This is a genomic window from Sphingomonas carotinifaciens, assembly GCF_009789535.1.
Classification (GTDB): Bacteria; Pseudomonadota; Alphaproteobacteria; order Sphingomonadales; family Sphingomonadaceae; genus Sphingomonas; species Sphingomonas carotinifaciens.
In genome coordinates, this window is record NZ_WSUT01000002.1 from 24,766 (window position 1) to 44,055 (window position 19,290).

A 19,290-nucleotide genomic window follows, 5' to 3' on the forward strand; every position below is an offset into this window, starting at 1 on the left:
CATGGCCCGCTATTTCATCGACCGACCCATCTTTGCATGGGTCATCGCGCTGATCCTGATGCTCGCGGGGGGCCTGGCCATCCGCAGCCTGCCGATCGCCCAGTTCCCCTCGATCGCACCGCCCCAGGTGACGATCAATGCCACCTATCCGGGTGCGGACGCCGAAACGCTGGAACGCACCACCACCCAGATCATCGAGCAGCAGCTGAGGGGTATCGACAACCTTCGCTATTTCTCGTCGTCCTCCTCGTCGGCGGGCACGGTCACCATCACGCTCACCTTCGAGCAGGGGACCGATCCCGACATCGCGCAGGTGCAGGTGCAGAACAAGCTGCAGGCTGCGACCTCGCTCCTGCCGCAGGAAGTGCAGCGCCAGGGAATCCAGGTGGCGAAGTCGGCCGCCAGCTTCCTGCTGGTCGTGGGTCTCTATTCCAAGGACGGATCGCATAACGGCAACGACCTGGCCGACTATGTCTTCTCGCGCATCCAGGACCCGATCAGCCGGGTGAACGGCGTCGGCGAGCTCCAGGTGTTCGGTGCGCAATATGCGATGCGCATCTGGGCCGACCCGGTCAAGCTGAACAGCTACCAGCTGACCATGGCCGACATCAGCACCGCGGTGCAGGCGCAGAACGCGCAGGTATCCGCCGGCCAGATCGGTGCGCAGCCCGCCACCAAGGAGCAGATGCTCAACGCCACCGTCTCGGTGCAGTCGCGCCTCCAGACGCCCGAGGAGTTTGCGGGCATCCGCCTGAAGACCACGCCGAACGGCGCGGTGGTGCGGCTGGGTGACGTGGCCCGCGTCGAGCTGGGCGCGGAAAATTACGGGTTCAGCCTGGAATATAACGGCAAGCCGGCATCCGGCTTCGGCGTCCGCCTGGCGCCGGGTGCCAACGCGCTCGACACCGTCGAGGCGGTGAAGGCGCAGACCGAGCAGATCGCCAAGGGCTTCCCGGCCGACGTGCAGGTCGTCTATCCGTACGACACCACGCCGTTCGTGCGCCTGTCGGTGGAGCAGGTGATCCACACGCTGGTCGAGGCGGTGATCCTGGTCTTCCTGGTGATGTTCCTCTTCCTCCAGAACTGGCGCGCCACGGTCATCCCGACGATCGCGGTGCCGGTGGTGCTGCTCGGCACCTTTGCGGTGATGGCGGTCGCCGGTTATTCGATCAACACGCTGACCCTGTTCGGCATGGTGCTCGCCATCGGCCTGCTGGTCGACGACGCGATCGTCGTCGTCGAGAATGTCGAGCGTCTGATCCAGACCGAGGGGCTGAGCCCCAAGGAAGCGGCGCGCAAGTCGATGGACGAGATCAGCGGCGCGCTGATCGGCATCGGCCTGGTGCTGTCCGCGGTGTTCCTGCCGATGGCGTTCTTTGGCGGGTCGACCGGCGTGATCTATCGCCAGTTCTCGATCACCATCGTGTCGGCCATGGTGCTGTCGGTCATGGTCGCATTGATCCTGACGCCGGCGCTATGCGCCACGATCCTGAAGCCGCACGACCCGACCAAGCATGAAGGCAACGGCCCGCTGGCGCGCTTCTTCCGCTGGTTCAACGACCGGTTCGACCGGGGCACGAACAAGTATGAAGGCGGTGTGAAGCGCACCGCGCGGAGCTGGAAGCGGTCGGCGGTCATCTATCTGATGATCGTGCTGGGCATGGGCTTCCTGTTCTGGCGCCTGCCCACGGGCTTCCTGCCCGAAGAGGATCAGGGCAGCGTGTTCGTGCTGGTGCAGGGGCCGGCCGGCGCCTCCACCGCGCGCACCGACAAGGCGCTGGGCGTCGTGCGCGACCACTTCCTCCAGAAGGAGGCGGCCAGCGTGCAGGGCGTGTTCACGATCAGCGGCTTCTCGTTCGCAGGGCAGGGCCAGAATGCGGGTCTCGCCTTTATCAACCTCAAGCCGTGGGAGGATCGCTCCGGCGCCGAGAACAAGGCGCAGGCGATCGCCGGGCGTGCCATGGGGCCGTTCTCGCAGTTCAAGGATGCGATGATCTTCGCCCTGGTGCCGCCCGCGGTGCAGGAACTGGGTAACGCCACCGGCTTCGACCTCCAGCTCGTCGATACCGGCGGGATCGGGCATGAAAAGCTGGTCCAGGCGCGCAACATGATGCTGGGCATGGCGATGCAGGACCCGCGCGTCGCGCAGGTCCGCCCGCTCAGCCTGGAGGATGCGCCGCAGTTGAAGGTCGATGTCGATCAGGACCGGGCGCGTGCGCTGGGCCTGGACATCGCCACCATCAATTCGACCATCTCCACCGCCTGGGGTGGTGCCTATGTCAACGACTTCATCGACCGCGGTCGCGTGAAGCGCGTCTATCTCCAGGCGGATGCGCCGTATCGCATGTCGCCGGAAAGCCTGGGCGACTTCTATGTCCGCGGCGCCTCCAGCGCGATGGCACCGTTCACGGCCTTCTCGACGCTGGAATGGACCAAGGCGCCGGTGCAGTTGACCCGCTACAACGGTCAGCCGGCCATGCAGCTGCAAGGCGCACCTGCACCCGGGCAGAGCACGGGTGCCGCGATGGAGGCGATGCAGGAGATCCATGGCAAGCTGCCGCCCGGCACCAGCCTGGAATGGACCGGCCTGTCGTACGAGGAGCAACTGTCCGGTGGCCAGGCGCCTGCACTTTATGCGCTGTCGCTGCTGATCGTCTTCCTCTGCCTTGCCGCGCTCTATGAAAGCTGGTCGGTGCCGATCGCGGTGCTGCTGGTGGTGCCGCTGGGCGTGGTCGGTGCGCTGTTGGCGGCGACGCTGACCGGGCTGAACAACGACATCTACCTTCAGGTGGGCCTGATCACCACGATCGGTGTGGCGGCCAAGAACGCGATCCTGATCGTGGAGTTCGCCGAGGAGCGCGTGCGCGCTGGCATGGGCGTGTTCGAGGCGGCGGTGGAGGCGGCAAGGCTGCGTCTGCGGCCGATCCTGATGACCTCGCTCGCCTTCATCTTCGGCGTGCTGCCGCTGGCACTGTCGACGGGCGCGGGCGCGGGCGGCCAGAACGCGATCGGCCGGTCGGTGGTGGGCGGCATGTTCACCGCGACCGTCTTCGGTATCTTCCTGGTGCCGATGTTCTTCGTCGTCGTCAGCCGGCTGTTCGGGCACGGCAAGCATGACGACACATCCGGTGCGCACCCGTCCGCGTCCTCCGACGTGACACCCGATGGTGGCAACCGGTCGTCAGGTGGCGGCGCAGCGCCGCAGTCATCAGGTGGCGGCGCAGCGCCGCAGGGAGCGTAAAGCGTGAGCGTTTTGAACAAGTCCCTCCTGATCGCCGCATTGTCGGCCGGCACCATGCTGGCCGGGTGCAACTTTGCCCCCAAATATGTCCGCCCGGTCGGCGCCGTCCCCGTGACGCTGCCGCAGGGCGGCGCCTATCCGGCCGCGGCGACCGATGCCCGCGACATCACCGCGATCGGCTGGCGCGACTTCTTCCTCGACCCGCGCCTGCGCCAGGTCGTGGACATGGGGCTGGCCAATAACCGCGACCTGCGCGTGGCGGCAGCCAACGTGCTTCAGGCGAGGGCGCAGTACCGGGTCCAGCGTTCGAACATCGTGCCGACCACGACGGTGTCGGGCACCGGCATCTACACCAACAACATCTTCGGTGCGGCAGGTGCGTCCGGGGGTGGCACGGGTGGAACCGGTGCCGGCACGGGCGGCACGGGCACGGGTGGTGGAACCGGCACGGGCACCGGGGGCGGGGCCGGTGGAACCGGGGCCGGCGTCGGTACCGGCCAGCAGTCCTCAAACATCGAGGCCTATGCGGTCAATGCGGGCTTTTCCAACTTCGAGCTGGATCTGTTCGGCCGGCTGCGCAACCTGAACCGCGCGGCCCAGGAGCAGGTACTCGCCTCCGAAGAGGCGCAGCGTTCGACCCGCATCAGCCTGATCGCCGAGATCGCCAGCGCATGGCTGACCATGGCGTCCGACCAAGAGCAACTGCGCCTGTCGCAGGAAACGCTGAAGACCTTCCAGCAGACCTTCGACCTGACCCAGGCGCAGTTCCGCATCGGGGTCGGCTCCGAACTGGAAGTGCGCCAGGCGGAGACGAACTACCAGTCGGCGCGCAACGACATCGCGGCGCTGCGTACCACTATCGCGCGCGACCAGAACGCGCTCAACCTGCTGGTCGGCACCACCGTGCCCGCCACGATGCTGCCGGGCGAACTGGGAGGCGAGACCTATACGCTGGATTCGCTGCCCGGCGACCTGTCGTCGCAGGCGCTGCTGCGCCGGCCGGACGTGTTGCAGGCCGAGCATCAGTTGCTCGCCGAGAACGCGAATATCGGCGCGGCGCGTGCGGCCTTCTTCCCCACCATCTCGCTGACCGCGACGCTGGGAACGATCAGCACGGCGCTGTCCGGTTTGTTCAACGGGGGCAGCTTCACCTACAATGCCAGCCCCGCGGCCGCCCTGCCGCTGTTCGACGGCGGTCGGCGTCGCGGTAATCTGGACTATGCGCGGGCGTCCGAGCAGGTGGCGGTCGCCACCTACGAAAAGACGATCCAGACCGCGTTCCGCGAGGTGGCGGACGCGCTGGCGCAGCGCGGCACGATCGGCGAGCAGGTGTCGGCACAATCGGCGCGGGCCAATGCCGCGCGGGTCGCGGCACGCCTGTCCGACGCCCGCTTCCGCGCCGGCGTCGACTCCTTCCTCACCACCCTCGACGCACAGCGCACCGCCTATGCCGCGGAACAGACCCTCGTCGGCGCCCGCCTCACCCGCTCCAGCAACACGGTCGAACTCTACCGCGCCCTGGGCGGCGGCCTACAGGACGAAACAACACCGCCCCGCTAACGGCACCGGCCCGGCGCATGACGGCGCCGGGCCGCTTGCGGTCCAGCGAGGAGCGTGAGGTAGTTTACTTGTTTCCCGACCTGGCAACGACGTCCCGGGCAAGGATGTGCCGGGCGTCCTCCGAATATTTCGGATTCCGGAAGAATTGATGCCGGATATGGTCGAACGATCGACGCAGGGCACCTTGGCCCGGCGAGTAGAAGGGCAGCGCGAGCAAGGCGCCTGAGCGTAGCGACACACCCATCTTGCCAACCCATCGCCCGTTTCTGGTCAGGCCGGACGACGCAACTAGGCTGGGCCAGGTCATGCCGAAGTGATCGAGCGAGGCCATGATGTCGGACTCGTAGGTCCGTCCGACAAAACCATTCGCCTCCTTCAGCACGCCGACGGGCCGGGTGTGCCGGATGGGAATGGCATCGATGATCGCAAAGCGGCGGAACTCGGGCGGCAGGACGCTGCCCCAGATCAGATCGATGCCGCTTTCCCAACCATATTCGAAGAGCGGGGCCACGTGCTTCAGCGCGGTGCGCGAAAAGAAGGGCGCCATCATCTCGATATAATTGACGCAGCGGAACCTGAAGAACGGGTTCTGGATCGTGCCCGCATAGGTACAAAAACTGTCCCAGGTCAGGCTCGGCTGGAAGATGTTGAAGCCATATTCCTGGCCCATCGCAAACAGGCGGCTGAGATCGGTGGCATTCGTGTCGATATCGTCGTCGATCAGGGCAACGAAATCATACTGCTCGATAAAGTCCGAATGCTGTGCAAGTGTGACCTTCCAGCCCTGGATCTTTGAGCCCGGAACATGGATGTGAAAGATACCGGGGCGGGTGTCCGGACCCGGGTCACCCGAGACGAAGGACGCCACCAGCAGATCGAAATCCCGTCCGCCGCTGGGATCGAGCCAGCGCTCATGCAGGCTGTTTGCGCCTGCCCTCGTGATGACGAGATTTCGTGATGTGGCCGGCCCTAGCATTTATCGCGCATCCATAGCGTGCATGACGTCACCGTGATCGCGACGGCCACGCCATAGCCCCATCGATGTCGGTGCGGTTCCGCAAATCGGGAGCGATACCTTATCGGTAAATCCGGCAATTTTTTTCATGGCAAACTCTCCGGATCCACAGGTCGTGGTACGTCGCACCAAAATCATAACAACGCTTAAATCGAGGATGATCCTTCCAGCGTCTTCATATGATCGACAATAGCCGGCGATAACCAGAGCTTGCGTTCGACATATGATTTGGCGATTTGCTTGATCTTGTAGGCCGCCTTTTTGCGAAATACCAAAGCGTCGCAATACTGCCGGATTTCCGGAAATTTACTGGCAACGTCGGCGTAGGGCTGGTGCCAGGAGCGGCCCCAGGGGGCATAGGATCCTTGCCATGGCCGGGGATTGGACATGAAGTGGACGATCGATGGCTGCGCAATATCCTCCAGGCCGTAGCCAAGGATGAAGCCGGGAAAATTCCAGCGTATCGAGGCATAATCACGACGACCCTCGGTGACGCGATTGATGATCGTCTGATCTTCGAAATGCAGCGCGCTGGTTGCGGTCTCGATCTGTGCCAGAGCTTCACGGGATATGTCCGCCCAGCTGTGCCGATTGACCCTGAAGACACCGCTGTTGACGTAATCTTCGCCAAATGGACGAATTTCGGCCTCGAACTCGTCCGGCAATCGTTTGATGCCATTCAGATAGACCATCGGATCGCGCACCGCGCAAAGATGACCGTCTCTAGGCGAGAATTCGAGCAATGGAGTAAGATCGCCGACCACTTGCGTGTCGCCATCCAGATAGAGAATTTCGGAATAATTCGGTGCCAGCATCTGATCGAGAAAAAGACGGGCATTCATGATGTGCAAGTTGCCCAAGAACGCCGGGCTTTCCCAAATGTAGAGAATGTTGTTCTGGATGCAGACGCTCTCGATATCGGCGCTTTCTGCACCGCGATCGGCCGTCAGGTCGAAAAGGATGACATCGCAATGCGCAGGCGACATTCTCCTGGCCTGGATGGCACTGACCAACGATTGAAAAAGATACCCCTCATTGGCGATGTAACACACGCATGTTCGTCGCGATGAAGAATTAACGGCCACGGAAATTCCTTTTGCATGCGTCGTGCGGCGTGGATGCGCGTAATGGGACAAGTCGGATATCACGCATACATCGTCTTCCATGACAGAAAAACAGCGGATTCCCGTTGCTTATCGGGATGCCGCTTGTCAATTGCGCTACCATGCCGCGCGGCATGGCCTATTCGGGCCTAGATCGCGGGATTTTGCCACCGCAACCCCCTAATGTATGCCGATATGGCACAAAGTACTCAAATATAAGCTTTTGCGTCGGGGTGGCTCTTTGTGGACATGCCGTTTAGACGGTCTCGTATCGCATGGTTTTTCCAGCGATCACAAAGATATGTTGGCCAGAAATGCCGCCAAGGCAAAACGGCGATACGGGAGCGGAACAACACGCATCCACCAGCCCAAATGCCTCGGGACGGGTGGATGCTCACTCCTTTCGAGGTGCTGTAAGCCCATGGCAGCGATCCGACAGTGTCGGCAGATTGACATCAACAAGCCTGTTATGAGCGATCGTCGTCGCATGTCCTGGTGGCTGAGCCTTGGTGCAGGATTGAGCCTGGGCACTACGGCTGCCTGCACCCCGCTTCCGCCCAAATGTGCAAAAACGATCAACTTGCGGGATTATCGTGTGACGTTCGATGAGGCGTTCGACACGCTGGATGTGTCTGCACATGGCCCCAATACGCGTTGGACCGCACATACGCCATGGAACGGCGATTTCGGGGAGTCCGCCTTTGTCGACCCGGGGGACAATTTCCCATTCTCCGTCAAGGACGGCATTCTGACGATCGGGATGAAGCGCGGAGCAGACGGAAAGTGGCGCTCGGGCCTTTTATCGTCAAGCGACGCCGCAGGGCGTGGCTTCATGCAACGCACAGGCTATTTCGAGATGCGCGCCATGCTGCCCAAGGGTGACGGCGTATGGCCCGCCTTCTGGCTGGGCTCGATCGGCAAGAAGGGACAGGCCTCTCCGGAAATCGACGTGCTGGAATATTATGGCCATGATCCCGCGACCTATCTCACCACGACCCATCTGTGGACCGACGGCAAAAGCGTCGACCAGGGGCCGGAGGTGGTGCGGGTTCCGGCACAGTCACTGACCACCGCAATGCACCGGTTCGGAGTCAGCGTCGAAGCGGACGCGATCAACGTCTTTCTGGACGGTCGGTCGGTTGCCTGTTTCCATTCAGCGCCGGCCTATCTGCAGCCGAAGATGATCCTGCTCAATCTTGCTGCCGGCGGTGGCTGGCCGATCAACAAGATGCCGGGCGATCGCGAGATGAAGGTCGATTACGTCAGGGCCTATGTAAGAAAATAGATCCGGCATCATCCGATCATCAAGGTGGATGTGCCGCGCAGTTAACAGGATGGCACTGCATGAAAGTCCATGTTCATCTAGCCTATGGCTATGACCCGGCCGTGTGGGGGCGAAAGTTCGACGATGGCAGCCTGATCGGCATCAACGAGCGTGATCCCTATGGGTATCGTCACGCGGCACCGATGGTGGCTGTGATGACATCGTCGAAAGATCATGCGGAAGGCAGGCTGGGGCGTTTGATCCGGCTGGGCGCGCGCGCCATTTTGGGCTTCGATCTCGTGCACGCCTGGCGAAACCGTGCGGCGATCTGCGCCGCGGACGTCGTATGGACGCATACGGAATCCCAGCATCTCGCTATCAGTCAGATGTTCAAGGTGAAGCGCCTGAATCAAGAGGCGCGTCCCAAGCTATTGGCGCAAAGCGTCTGGCTGATGGATCGTTGGGACCGATTGTCCAAGGTGCGCCGCGCATATTACCGCCGGCTGCTTCGTCACGCCGATGTGCTGACTTTTCATTCGCGCGAGAATCTAACCATGGCGCGGACGCGCCTCCCCGATGCGCAAAGCGAACACGTATTGTTCGGCATCAACGCCTCCGACAAGGTCGCTCCCGTTCGCGACGACGCCGCGGGATCGAAGTTGATCATTGCGGTCGGCAATGACGTGCACCGCGACTGGTCGACCCTCATCAAGGCGGTTGCCAGGCATCCGGACTGGAGGCTGCGCATCGTGTCTACCACCTGTTCAAAGTCGCTGGCGGCAGGCGTGGCGAATGTCGAGATCGCCGGAGTAGGCGACAATGCCGGGCTTAGAAGTCTGTACCGGCAATCGGCGATCGCCATCGTCCCTCTGCTGCCAAACGCCCATGCCTCGGGCATCACGGCCTTGCAGGAAGCGGCGCTGAACGGGGTTGCCACCATTGCAACCGATGTCGGCGGTTTGCGTGACTATTTCGACGATACGGAAGTCACCTATGTCGAGAGCGGCAGTGTGACGGCGCTGGAGACCGCGATCGAGCGCCTGCTGGCGAACCCGGCATTGCGCTATGATCGGGCGGTTGCGGCGCAGGCACGAATGGGGATCGAGGGCCTGAGTTCCTATGCCTTCGCCAAACGCCACGTCGAGATTTCAAGACGCGTTCTAGGCGGCCGCTAAACACCTTTCGTCAAAGAAGGTTGCGCCCGGTCCACCGCAAAAAAGCGTCCCAATATGGGTGAAGCAGCTGACCAATCTTATTGCAAACATTGAATTTATGCTTCAGGGGAAATGTCAGTTTCGCGTCGCATGATAAGAAGTTGTAAAAAACTCGATCAATGCTGAAGCGATACGGCAAAACACACATCCAATCCAATTCCGTTGCGTGAAACTGCGACGCTGTTTGGCTGGAAAGGGGCTGGCATCATGTACCTGACACAAGGAAGGATCGGCGAAATCAGCATCTCCGATACCCCCAAGGACAAAAATGCCGGCGAAGCTCTTTTGCGTGTCCTGGACTTGCTTGTCGGGATCATCGCCGTGGTCGTTTTTGCGCCGTTGCTCATCGGTCTTGCGCTGGCGATCTACATCACCAGCCCGGGGCCGCTGATCTTCGCACAGCCCAGGATCGGGCGTAATGGTCGCATGTTCCGGTGCTTCAAGTTCCGGACGATGGTGGTCGACGCTACCGAACGGCTTGAGCAGCTTCTGGCGAGCGATCCGCTGGCGCGGGCGGAATGGGCACGGGATCACAAGTTGCGCAACGATCCGCGCATCACCCCGCTGGGCGCCTTCCTGCGCAAAAGCAGCCTTGATGAGCTGCCGCAGTTCTTCAACCTCATCAACGGCACGATGAGCATCGTCGGCCCCCGACCGATCGTTGCCGCGGAAGTCGTGCGCTATGGTCGTCGCTTCAACGAATATTGCAGCGTGCGCCCCGGCATCACCGGGCTTTGGCAGGTCAGCGGGCGCAGCGATACTACGTATCGGCGCCGTGTCGCACTGGATGTCGCCTATTCACGCCATCGGTCGCTGGGTCTGAACCTGAAGATCATGGCGATGACCGTGCCTGCGGTCCTGGCCGCCAAGGGCAGTCGCTGATCCTGCGTGGGCAGGCAGGAAGGGTTGAAGCTATTGCCGCGTGATCGTGCATCCAAGAGCGGGGGTGGGCGCCTGCTCGTCAACGGGCGTTTCCTTTATGCCCGCCCGACCGGCGTCCAGCGCGTCTCGATGGCCTTGCTGCATCAGATCGGTGCGCGCCGGCACGAACTGGAAGATGTGTTCCCGGGCGGGATACAGGTCGAGGCGCCCCCCGGCGATGCGGCATCGTCGATCGCCGGCGTGGCCATGCACAAGGCGGGACGCGTTCGCGGGCAGCTCTGGGAGCAGGTCAGCCTGCCACGACAGGCACGGCGACGTGAACAAGGCCAGGACGACCTGATCCTGTCCTTGTCGAATGTCGGGCCGCTGGCGGCTGCGCGCGGCATCACGATGATCCACGATGCGCAGGTCTATACCGCGCCGCAATCCTATTCGAAGGCGTTCGTGCGCTGGTATCGCTTCCTGCTTCCGCGTCTGGGACGCCGGAACGTGCAGGTGCTCACCGTGTCGCACTTCTCCAAGCAGCAACTCGTCAGCTATGGCGTAGCCTCCGAAGCGCGCATCACCGTCATACCCAATGGCTGCGATCACGTGCTCGGCTTTGCCAGCGACATGGCGACGGTCGATCGGCTGAAGCTGGCAGCGGGCCGCTATGTCGTCGCGCTGGCGACGACGCAGCCGCACAAGAATATCGCCGTGCTGCTGCGCGCCTTTGCCGATGGCGCGATGGGGGATGTGAAGCTGGTCCTGCTTGGCAAGGCGAGCGCGGCGGAGATGAAGGCGGCCTATCCCTTCATGCCCGACGACGTCCTGTTCACCGGCGCGATCAGCGATGCCGAGCTACGCGGCCTGCTGGAACAGGCGCTATGTTTTGCAATGCCGTCCACGACGGAGGGGTTTGGCCTCCCGCCGCTCGAGGCGATGATCCTGGGTACGCCGGCGATCGTCGCGCCTTGCGGTGCGCTGCCGGAGGCGTGTGGGGAGGGTGCATTATACGCAGCGCCCGACCGGCCGGACGTCTGGCAGGCGCAGATGCGTGCCTTGCGTGACGACAACGGATTGCGCGAGGCGATGAAGGCTAAGGGGAAGGTGCAGGCGGGGCTCTTTACGTGGGAGAGGGCGGGGGACGTTCTGATCGAGACGCTGCGGCGCTGTTCGCGGCAGTAGATGGCACAGAATGATACGCGGTAGGCGTCGATGGAGTGTCCAGACACCTAACCCTTTGATAGGCGTGTCGGGGCGGGGAATGCGTAATCGTATCAACGGTTGCATCGAATTGCAGGGAAACGGGCTGGTACGATGAAGGTCGCTATTGTCATTGCAAGCGTTGGCCGGCCGCAAGAACTGGCGCGCTGGGCCGATCATTGCCGCCGCCAGACGCTGACGCCCTGCGAAATCGTCTTTTCCATCGCGTCCGATGCGGATCTGCCCGCAGGCTTCCACGACAACACCGTTACCGTTCTGCGAGGCCCCAAGGGATCGTCGCACCAGCGCAATTCCGGGTTGAACGCGCTCACCAGCGCGCCGGATGTCGTCGCCTTCTTCGATGACGATTACGTGCCCAGCCGACGCTGTCTGGAGGGGATCGCCCGCGTGTTCGAGGCGCATCCGGAACTGGTCGGGACTACCGGCCGGCTGCTCGCCGACGGCATTCACAGCGCCGGCATCGACTTCGAAACCGCATCCGCGATGATCGCGCGCTTCGATGCGGAGGATGCCGCACCTAACCTCGTGCTGAACGAGACGCTGGGTACCTATGGCTGCAACATGGCGTTCCGCTGGTCGGTGGTGAAGGACGTCCGCTTCGACGAACGGCTGCCGCTTTACGCCTGGCAGGAGGATGTCGATTTCTCGCGCCGGCTGCGCGATCACGGCGTTGTGGCACGGACCGAGGCATTTGTTGGCGTCCATCAGGGCGTCAAGGGAGGGCGTACCGCCGGCCAGAAATTCGGCTACTCGCAGATCGCCAACCCCCTGTACCTGATCCGCAAGGGGACGATGCCGGCCCGTGACGCACTGTGGTTGATGACGCGCAACATGGCGAGCAACCACGCCAAGGCATTCAGGCCCGAACCCTGGATCGATCGCAAGGGGCGTGCCGAGGGTAATTGGCGGGCCCTGAAGGATCTGGTCACCGGCCGCCTGCAACCGGAACGCATTCTGGAGTTCTGATGCGCCTGCCGGGCCGGATGCTATGCCGCCCGGTGCCTGAACAATTTGCCTCGCAACTGTGCGAAAAGCTTCATCCCCATGGTTTCCATCCCTTCCGGGCGTCCGACCAGGGCCCAGGAAAGGAGCAGGATGGCGATGTAGGTGACGCCCCCGACGATGACCGTGGCGGCGACCGCGAGGATCGACAGCGATTGGCGCAGGGCATCCGGCAGCAGCAGGATGGCCGCCGCCATGCCGGCTGTCGCCAGGGCGATGCGCCAGGGGGCGATCAATTGCGCGATGATGCGCAGGCCGACGAGCTTGCGGACATAGCCCATCGTCACGACCATCAGGATCGCGTTGGTCGCCACGCGGCCGATGACCGCACCCGCGACACCGAATGTCCAGATCAGGCCGATCAGCAACGGGATCTTGATCGCAACTTCGACAAGGCGCTGTCGCAGGAAGATGGAGGTGCGGTCCATCGCCATCGCCATCGGGTCGAGCGGCGATACCCAGACGACGAAGATCGGTGCGATCGCGAGCCAGCGCAGCATCGGGATCGCGGTAATCCAGTTCGGCCCCAGCACGACGGGCACGACCTGATCCGCGATCAGGCTCAGCCCCACCATGCCCGGCGCCGCGATGGTCAGCAGCGTCAGCGATATGCGCTGATAGGCCCGCGCCATGCGTTCGCATGAGTCCTTCATCGTCACGAAGCCGGCCATCAGCGGCCGCATCGCCGGCGCCACCAGCACCTGTTCGGGCACGGACGACAGGTCGGCCGCCATCGAGAAGTGGCCCAGATCGGCCTTGCCGATAAAGCGGCCCAGGATCAGCTTGTCGGATTGCCAACTGAGGGCGCCGAGCGCCTGCGCGAGGCTGGCCCAGCCTAGAAAACCGGCAAAGCTGCGCCACCGGACAAGGCTGAGCCGTGGCCGGAAGGGCGCAAAGAAGTAGGATTGCACCATGCTGGCAACCGGCGTGACCACCGTTCCCATCGCAATCGCCCAATAGGAATGGGTTGCGATGGCAAGGCTGGTGGCGACCGAAAAGCCGCACAGCTTGCTGACGATCTCGATCACCAGATCGCGCCGGAAATCGATGCGCCGGGCATATTGCACCATGGCCGGACTTTGCAGACCGCGCGTGATCGGGGCGAGCGCCAGGAACAGGATCAGCGGCACCAGCCGCGAATCCGAATAGGCATAGGAAAACGGTACCGCGGCCAGCGCGATCACCAGCGCCAGCAGGCCGCCGCGCATCAACCCGATGGTGAAGGCGGTGTTGAGATGGCTGCGGCCGACACGGTCGAGCCGCACCATCGATTGCGAGATGGGCAGTTCCGACACTGCTTCGACGATGAAGATCAACGTCATCGCCACCGAGATCAGCCCGAAATCCTGCGGCGACAGGGTACGCGCCAGGACGATCAGCGTCGTGAAGTCGATCCCCCGCGCCGCCAGGCGGGACGCCATCAACCATGCCACGCTGCCCGCCGTACGCCGGCCGACGCCAGGGCGCGGCTGCTCGGGCACCGCCTTTTCCGTTTCTGTAACTGCCGTCATCGCCCGCCTTATCCCGATTCCAAACGCTCATGGTCCAGCAAACCATGGCGGCCGCCCGGCGACTGCGTGGCGAACTTCAACTACCCAATCAATCGAGACGTTTGAACGGTGCCCGATGCAGGAACCTGCGCAGTAGGACGGAATGCCAGCGGCTGTCGATTGCCGCCTTCACCGATTTCAGCGTGCGTCTCGCCCGCATGGCGGGTGAGGGATCGGCATATTTTGGATCGATGTCCCGGCTGTCGGTCAGCGTCAGGTAGCGTGTGAAATAGGGGTGGGCTGCCAGAAAATCCGCATAGACCTTGCGATAGCGAGTGCCCCAAGGCCCCTTCAGGGAGTTCCACGGCTTGGCCGGACCGGTGAAATGGACGATCCTCGGGCGGACGAGATGCTGGCCGTCCGCCGCCTGGAACCATGTCGTGTAGTTGTATTCCGGGCCAAACCGTATGCGATGCTCGCCGATCGCCGCGTTGAGCGCGCTCTGGTCGTGATGCTTGCAGCATTCTGGATGGTTCGTCAGGAAACGAAGCGCCTCGCCGGTATATTCGCGCCATGCGGCACGCGATGCCAACATGATGCCGGCATTCACGTAATCGGTCGGATGCATGATGCCGAGCCGGCTGAGATAGGATGACGGGTTGGCATATTTGCCGCCATTGTTCAGCCGGTCGCAGCCGGCAAGGACCTTGCCGGGGGGGCAGTCATGCGCAACCAGGGGCGCGACCGAACCGGTGATCTGGATGTCGCCGTCCATGTAGAGGATTGTGTCGTACTGCGCCGGGATGTGTGCGTCGAGCACCAGCCGGCCCAGCGTCGAACGTGGAACATGCAGCGAGGGCAGACGGTCCGCGCTGTCCGGGATGAAGGATCTGCTGTCCAGAAACCGGAAGTTGAACCGCGATGCGCCGAGTGCGGTTCGAATCGCGGCCTGCTCGTCATCGGGTATGTCGATCAGGTAGATAATGATGTCGGCGATCGCGACGACATCGGGCTGCGCAGCGAGTTGCGATGCGGCGATCAGGCTTTGCACCAGATAGCCCCGGTCGGTCACGAAGGTGATGACCCGGTCGATGCCCTGCCGATTGCATTCGGGCGTACCCAGGGGCAGGTTGTCCACGATAAAACTCCTGCTTGGCGCAGCGGCTGAAAATACGAGAGGCCTGCATGGCGGGCGGTTACCGCGGTGCAAACGCCAGCTTTACCGATGCTTAGCCATGTTGCTTGTGATGGCGGGAGGTCAAGATTTCGTGACCTGTGTGAAAATGATACGCTGAATGTGCTTTTTCCTGCAGCACGACCTATCAAGCCACCTCCGGTCGGGATGGCGTTGCGGGGGAGGCAATGCTATTATCGAGACCTCGCAAAGGATTACGTCGGCAGATCGTTGGTGAAATCGATCCAATGCCTGTCTTTGGCCGCCGGGTGATCGGCGTGACGCCGAACACAAACGGAAATCGCGGCCGGGATCGGGCCGAACTCAGGGGCTGCAATGGTCGTTCTCGGAATTTTCTGGCTGCTGTTCTTTGCCGCGGCCATCGCGGATGTCCGGTGGACGCTGTACCTGTTCTTCAGCAGCCTCGCTTTCGGATCGCTGGCGATCCTGCCCGTCAATCTGACGGGGGGTACGACGTTCCTGCCCCTGACCGCCTGCGCAGGACTGTTGTGCATCAAGGCCTTTCTGGCATCCGGTCGGCCCCATCTGCTGGTCGACGGGCTGATCGACTATAACAAGCTGGGCCTGCTGACCGCGTTCATGGCCTTTGCATTGGCGGTCACCTACACCGCGCCCTTCCTGTTCAGCGGGGCGCCGGTCATGGGTCTGAACAACATCCGGCGCAGCGCACTGGGTTTCGGTTCGGGCAATATCACCCAGCCTTTGTACCTGCTGTCCTCCTTTGCGATCACCATATCGATCTACCAGCTGCTGTTGCAGACCGACACGCGCCGGCTGGTCTACAAGGCGATCTTCGTCGGGGGTGTCGTGGCGATGTTCGCCGGCCTGCTCGACATGGCAACCGCCGGCACAGGTCTGCTCGCTCCGCTGCGTACCGCGACCTATGTGATCATGGACGGCGACGATGTCGGCGGCATGCGCCGGGTGATCGGCTTCAACACCGAGGCTTCGGGTTATGGCGCATTGGTGCTTTCCTTTGCCTCGATGATCTATTTCATGAAGATCGGCCAGGCGCTGGGCGGTGTCTATGCAAAGCTGGAGATGCCGCTGGCCTTGATGCTGGTCCTGTTGACCGTGCTATCGACATCGTCCGCCGCGTTTCTCGGCCTGGCTGTGTTCGGTTTGATCGCGGTCGGCAGCAACGTGCTGGCGCTGCGGCACGGTGCGGATGAGAAGCGCGCGGTCATCGAATTGCTGTTCATCGGCGCCGCGATCCTGTGCTGCATCGCGCTGATCATCGCGACGCCCAGCCTGTTCGGCGGGTTGTTCGATCTGGTCGACAAGACCGTGCTGAACAAGACGTCGAGCAGCTCCTTCTCGGAGCGGAGCAGCTGGAACACCGTCAGCCTGGAAGGGCTGTTCGCCACGGGCGGTTATGGCGTCGGGGTGGGATCGACGCGCGCATCCTCCTGGCCGGTCGCGGTACTCAGCAGCACCGGCATCGTCGGTGCCATGCTGATGATCCTGTTCTTCCTGCGGATTTTCACGCTTTCGCTGCGCGGTGCCAGCCATGAGATACGCCGGGTCGTCACTGGCGCGCGCTACAGCATTCTGGTGTGCATGGTGCCCGGTGCGGTCGCCGGCACGCTGGTCGATTTCGGCGCGTATAATGCCGCGCTGTTCGCGATCACGGCTGCGCTGCCCTTCCTGAGTGCCGTCGGCCAGCCTATCCGTCGCTCGCGCCGGGCCATGCATCCGGCCCCCGGTACGGTTTCGATACCAGCGCCGCCTGTGCAAGGTCAGCCCAGCCATCGCGGTCGACGCCGCACCCAGCAGCGCCGTGTGCGTCCGGTTCGTACCTGAGCGGCCGTTTGTAAGCGGGCGAAATCGAACCCCTGTCTCAATCCCGGAAGTAATTCCGGTACATGCGGCGCCTACGGTTCTTCGAGCGCCACTTCAGCAGCAGAAACGCCACGATCAGGACTGCGACAATCGCCGTAACGGTGAGGGTTGAATTGGTAACGGTCACGATGCGTCAAGACCTCTTGCGGCGTGTGATTTGGGATTGGGTGAGGATACTCTGAAACTCCGGTGGATCTGTCTGCCGATCGACGTGCACGGCCCCGATCGGCGGGCGATGCGGCCGGCAGGATGCACAATGTCCGGCAACGTCGATAAATTCCGCCGCCATCCGGAAATCTGCCGCCCGCGCCGAGCCGTGGATCGCATTCAACGCGATAGGGCTTTCAAGGGAAAGGGATTTCTTGCAACTCAGGCAGGTGAGACGGATGGTCTCGCGATGACGGACCGCCGGTACGGGGGCAGGATGTACCGGTTGCACCAGATTGGCCTGCGTCAGGATGTCGAGGATGCGGTAAACGCTGGAGGCAGCCGGATCGGCGGTGGATTTGTTGCTGGCCGTGGCAATCGCGAACATGCGGTCGCGGGTTTCGGCGGTGCTGAGCGGCGCATCCGACCGGGGCGCGGCGCGTGGTGAAAAACGGCCGCGCAGCACCATCTTGCCCATCAGGCCCAGCAGCATCGCCTCCGCGCCATCAGGGCGGCCGCGCCCATGCCAAAGCAGCAGGGTGGTCCCCGCAAATATCAGCGCGCCCAGACCCCCGAGCAGACCGATGGCCAGGACCAGTCCGATCTTGGACAGTCCGGGCGGGGCCAGTTGCAGGGCAGGGAGAACGACCGCGGCCATGGCCATGCAGCCGATGGCGGGCCGGCCGATGGCCTTGACCTGTGCCCAGGCGCTTACCCCGGATAGGCGCCGCGCCGCATCGATGGCCAGGGCGGCCAATACCAGCGCGGCTATCCCACGCGCGGCCGCGATGCCGGGAACCAGAAACAGCCAGCCTGCCGCGATAACCAGCGGCACCTTGACGAGGAAGTCGGTCAACTGACGGTTGAAGATCAGGTTGGATCGCCGCAATGCCAGCGCCAGCGCGTTGAGCGGCGTCCACAACAGCCCCGGTATGCCCGCCAGCGCCAGCCATTGCAGCACGGGTGCGACACTGCGCCACTTGTCATCCAGTGCGAGGCTGACGAGCGGCTGTGCCAGCAACGCGGTGCCGGTCAGAACGGGGAAGCCGACCAGGGCGACTACCGACAACGTCTTCAGATAGGCTTGTTGCAGCCTCTTGGGGTCTTCCCGCACGGCAACGAGCCCGGCCGACAACGGTCCAAGGATCGGCCCGAGCAGCACCTGGCCCGGAATGGAGGCAAGATTGTCGGCCATGGTGAAGCGACCGACGACCGCAGGGATCGCCAGCCAGCCCAGTACCAGCCGGTCGATCTGCCATGCAAAGGCGGAAAAGAGCTGCGCACCGCTCAGCCATCCCAGAAAGTTCCGGAACATGGGCCATTCCCGCAGCGAGAGCGTGGGCAGATAGGGTGCCAGAACAAAGGACAAGCCGGCCGCGATTACCGGAGAAGCGATCGTGCCGATCGCCAGTGCCCAGTAGCTGCCCGTCGCCAGCGCGACCGCGGTCGATGCTGCGAGCGAGCCAAGCTTGCCGAAAATCTCGGTGGCGACGGTGCGCCGAAAATCCAGGTCGCGGCAATATAGCGCCAGCCGGGGATTGCTGATCCCGCGAACGGCAGGCGCGATCGACAGGGCGAGCACAAGCGGCAACAGGCGCATGTCGCCATAGGCGACCGCGAACGGCCAGGCGATGGCACCGATCACGATCGCCAGTACGATGCCGCGCAGCAGGCTGAGCGTGAACGCAGTGTCCATCATCGGGCGCGTAATGTCGCGTTCGACGAGCAGCACCTGTGATACTGGCAGCTCCATGATCGCCTCGACGATGAAGATCAGGCTCATCGCGATACCGATCAGGCCGAAATCGGCAGGCGTGAGCAACCGCGCCAGCACGATCAACGCCAGCAGGTCGATGACCCGCGACAGCAATCGCCCCCCGACCGTCAGGATCGAGGCCAGCGCCGTCCGGTGCGACGCCGTGGCCGTGCCCGTGCCCGTCGCAGCCGTCATGCGCTATACTGCCCCCAGCGGCGGCTATTGGCAGCTATATGACGTTGCGTTTCCGACCATCCCGGCGCACCATGCAAATCATCGGCGACAAGAAACGTGATCGTGACAGGAGAGCATCCCCGCAATGCTGGGTAACGTGCACGCGTATGCGACGCATCCACTTGCATGAACATGATCA

General features: G+C 63.0%; 13 protein-coding genes. 8 read left to right on the top strand and 5 right to left on the bottom strand.

Annotated elements, in window-relative coordinates:
- The first annotated feature begins 1 nt into the window (after position 1).
- Both GQR91_RS01465 and GQR91_RS01470 read left to right on the top strand, forming a co-directional pair.
- Entirely contained in the window at positions 2-3,241 is a 3,240-nt protein-coding gene (locus tag GQR91_RS01465; RefSeq protein ID WP_149683341.1) for an efflux RND transporter permease subunit, read from the top strand.
- Positions 3,242-3,295: 54 nt separating this feature from the next.
- Positions 3,296-4,801 carry an efflux transporter outer membrane subunit gene (locus GQR91_RS01470; RefSeq protein WP_149683390.1) on the top strand — a complete coding sequence of 502 codons (1,506 nt, stop codon included), beginning with the start codon at positions 3,296-3,298 and terminating at the stop codon, positions 4,799-4,801.
- A gap of 64 nt (positions 4,802-4,865) precedes the next feature.
- On the opposite strand, the gene GQR91_RS01475 is transcribed toward GQR91_RS01470, so the two are convergent.
- Together GQR91_RS01475 and GQR91_RS01480 are read right to left on the bottom strand one after the other, a co-directional pair.
- Positions 4,866-5,777: a DUF707 domain-containing protein gene (locus GQR91_RS01475; RefSeq protein WP_149683342.1), complete on the bottom strand. Its 912-nt coding sequence runs from the start codon at positions 5,775-5,777 to the stop codon at positions 4,866-4,868.
- Positions 5,778-5,962: 185 nt separating this feature from the next.
- Positions 5,963-6,802: a glycosyltransferase family 8 protein gene (locus tag GQR91_RS01480; RefSeq protein ID WP_164727722.1), complete on the bottom strand. Its 840-nt coding sequence runs from the start codon at positions 6,800-6,802 to the stop codon at positions 5,963-5,965.
- A gap of 538 nt (positions 6,803-7,340) precedes the next feature.
- Between GQR91_RS01480 and GQR91_RS01485 the strand changes: the two genes are divergently transcribed.
- The 5 genes from GQR91_RS01485 (at position 7,341) to GQR91_RS01505 (ending at position 12,451) form a co-directional block, all read left to right on the top strand.
- The gene (locus tag GQR91_RS01485) at positions 7,341-8,204 is read left to right on the top strand and encodes a glycoside hydrolase family 16 protein (RefSeq protein WP_160146853.1); all 864 of its coding nucleotides are present in this window, start codon (positions 7,341-7,343) and stop codon (positions 8,202-8,204) included.
- Between the two features lie 59 nt (positions 8,205-8,263).
- Positions 8,264-9,358, top strand: coding sequence for a glycosyltransferase (locus GQR91_RS01490; RefSeq protein ID WP_149683345.1), 1,095 nt, complete (start codon positions 8,264-8,266; stop codon positions 9,356-9,358).
- A 246-nt stretch (positions 9,359-9,604) separates the two neighbouring features.
- Entirely contained in the window at positions 9,605-10,279 is a 675-nt protein-coding gene (locus GQR91_RS01495; RefSeq protein ID WP_112383685.1) for a sugar transferase, read from the top strand.
- Between the two features lie 33 nt (positions 10,280-10,312).
- Positions 10,313-11,446, top strand: coding sequence for a glycosyltransferase family 4 protein (locus tag GQR91_RS01500; RefSeq protein ID WP_211368546.1), 1,134 nt, complete (start codon positions 10,313-10,315; stop codon positions 11,444-11,446).
- 132 nt (positions 11,447-11,578) lie between these two features.
- Positions 11,579-12,451 (top strand): glycosyltransferase family 2 protein, encoded by an 873-nt coding sequence (locus GQR91_RS01505; RefSeq protein WP_149683346.1) that lies wholly within the window; start codon positions 11,579-11,581, stop codon positions 12,449-12,451.
- A 20-nt stretch (positions 12,452-12,471) separates the two neighbouring features.
- Here the strand turns inward: GQR91_RS01505 and GQR91_RS01510 are convergent, their stop codons facing one another.
- Both GQR91_RS01510 and GQR91_RS01515 read right to left on the bottom strand, forming a co-directional pair.
- Positions 12,472-13,998, bottom strand: a complete 1,527-nt coding sequence (locus GQR91_RS01510) for a lipopolysaccharide biosynthesis protein (RefSeq protein ID WP_149683347.1) — start codon at positions 13,996-13,998, stop codon at positions 12,472-12,474.
- A gap of 88 nt (positions 13,999-14,086) precedes the next feature.
- The gene (locus tag GQR91_RS01515; RefSeq protein ID WP_160146854.1) at positions 14,087-15,115 is read right to left on the bottom strand and encodes a glycosyltransferase family 8 protein; all 1,029 of its coding nucleotides are present in this window, start codon (positions 15,113-15,115) and stop codon (positions 14,087-14,089) included.
- A gap of 372 nt (positions 15,116-15,487) precedes the next feature.
- On the opposite strand from GQR91_RS01515, the gene GQR91_RS01520 reads away from it, so the two are divergent.
- Positions 15,488-16,975, top strand: a complete 1,488-nt coding sequence (locus GQR91_RS01520) for a hypothetical protein (RefSeq protein WP_149683349.1) — start codon at positions 15,488-15,490, stop codon at positions 16,973-16,975.
- 172 nt (positions 16,976-17,147) lie between these two features.
- Here GQR91_RS01520 and GQR91_RS01525 read toward each other — a convergent pair whose 3' ends face one another.
- Complete coding sequence (locus tag GQR91_RS01525; protein WP_149683350.1) at positions 17,148-19,112, bottom strand: oligosaccharide flippase family protein; 1,965 nt, start codon at positions 19,110-19,112, stop codon at positions 17,148-17,150.
- Between the last annotated feature and the right edge of the window lie 178 nt (positions 19,113-19,290).

Bases quoted from the DNA above. Each gene is read 5' to 3' on its own strand.
- GQR91_RS01465 (WP_149683341.1), top strand. From the start codon at position 2: ATGGCCCGCTATTTCATCGACCGACCCATCTTTGCATGGGTCATCGCG.
- GQR91_RS01470 (WP_149683390.1), top strand. From the start codon at position 3,296: ATGCTGGCCGGGTGCAACTTTGCCCCCAAATATGTCCGCCCGGTCGGC.
- GQR91_RS01475 (WP_149683342.1), bottom strand. From the start codon at position 5,777: ATGCTAGGGCCGGCCACATCACGAAATCTCGTCATCACGAGGGCAGGC.
- GQR91_RS01480 (WP_164727722.1), bottom strand. From the start codon at position 6,802: ATGTCGCCTGCGCATTGCGATGTCATCCTTTTCGACCTGACGGCCGAT.
- GQR91_RS01485 (WP_160146853.1), top strand. From the start codon at position 7,341: ATGGCAGCGATCCGACAGTGTCGGCAGATTGACATCAACAAGCCTGTT.
- GQR91_RS01490 (WP_149683345.1), top strand. From the start codon at position 8,264: ATGAAAGTCCATGTTCATCTAGCCTATGGCTATGACCCGGCCGTGTGG.
- GQR91_RS01495 (WP_112383685.1), top strand. From the start codon at position 9,605: ATGTACCTGACACAAGGAAGGATCGGCGAAATCAGCATCTCCGATACC.
- GQR91_RS01505 (WP_149683346.1), top strand. From the start codon at position 11,579: ATGAAGGTCGCTATTGTCATTGCAAGCGTTGGCCGGCCGCAAGAACTG.
- GQR91_RS01510 (WP_149683347.1), bottom strand. From the start codon at position 13,998: ATGACGGCAGTTACAGAAACGGAAAAGGCGGTGCCCGAGCAGCCGCGC.
- GQR91_RS01520 (WP_149683349.1), top strand. From the start codon at position 15,488: ATGGTCGTTCTCGGAATTTTCTGGCTGCTGTTCTTTGCCGCGGCCATC.
- GQR91_RS01525 (WP_149683350.1), bottom strand. From the start codon at position 19,112: ATGACGGCTGCGACGGGCACGGGCACGGCCACGGCGTCGCACCGGACG.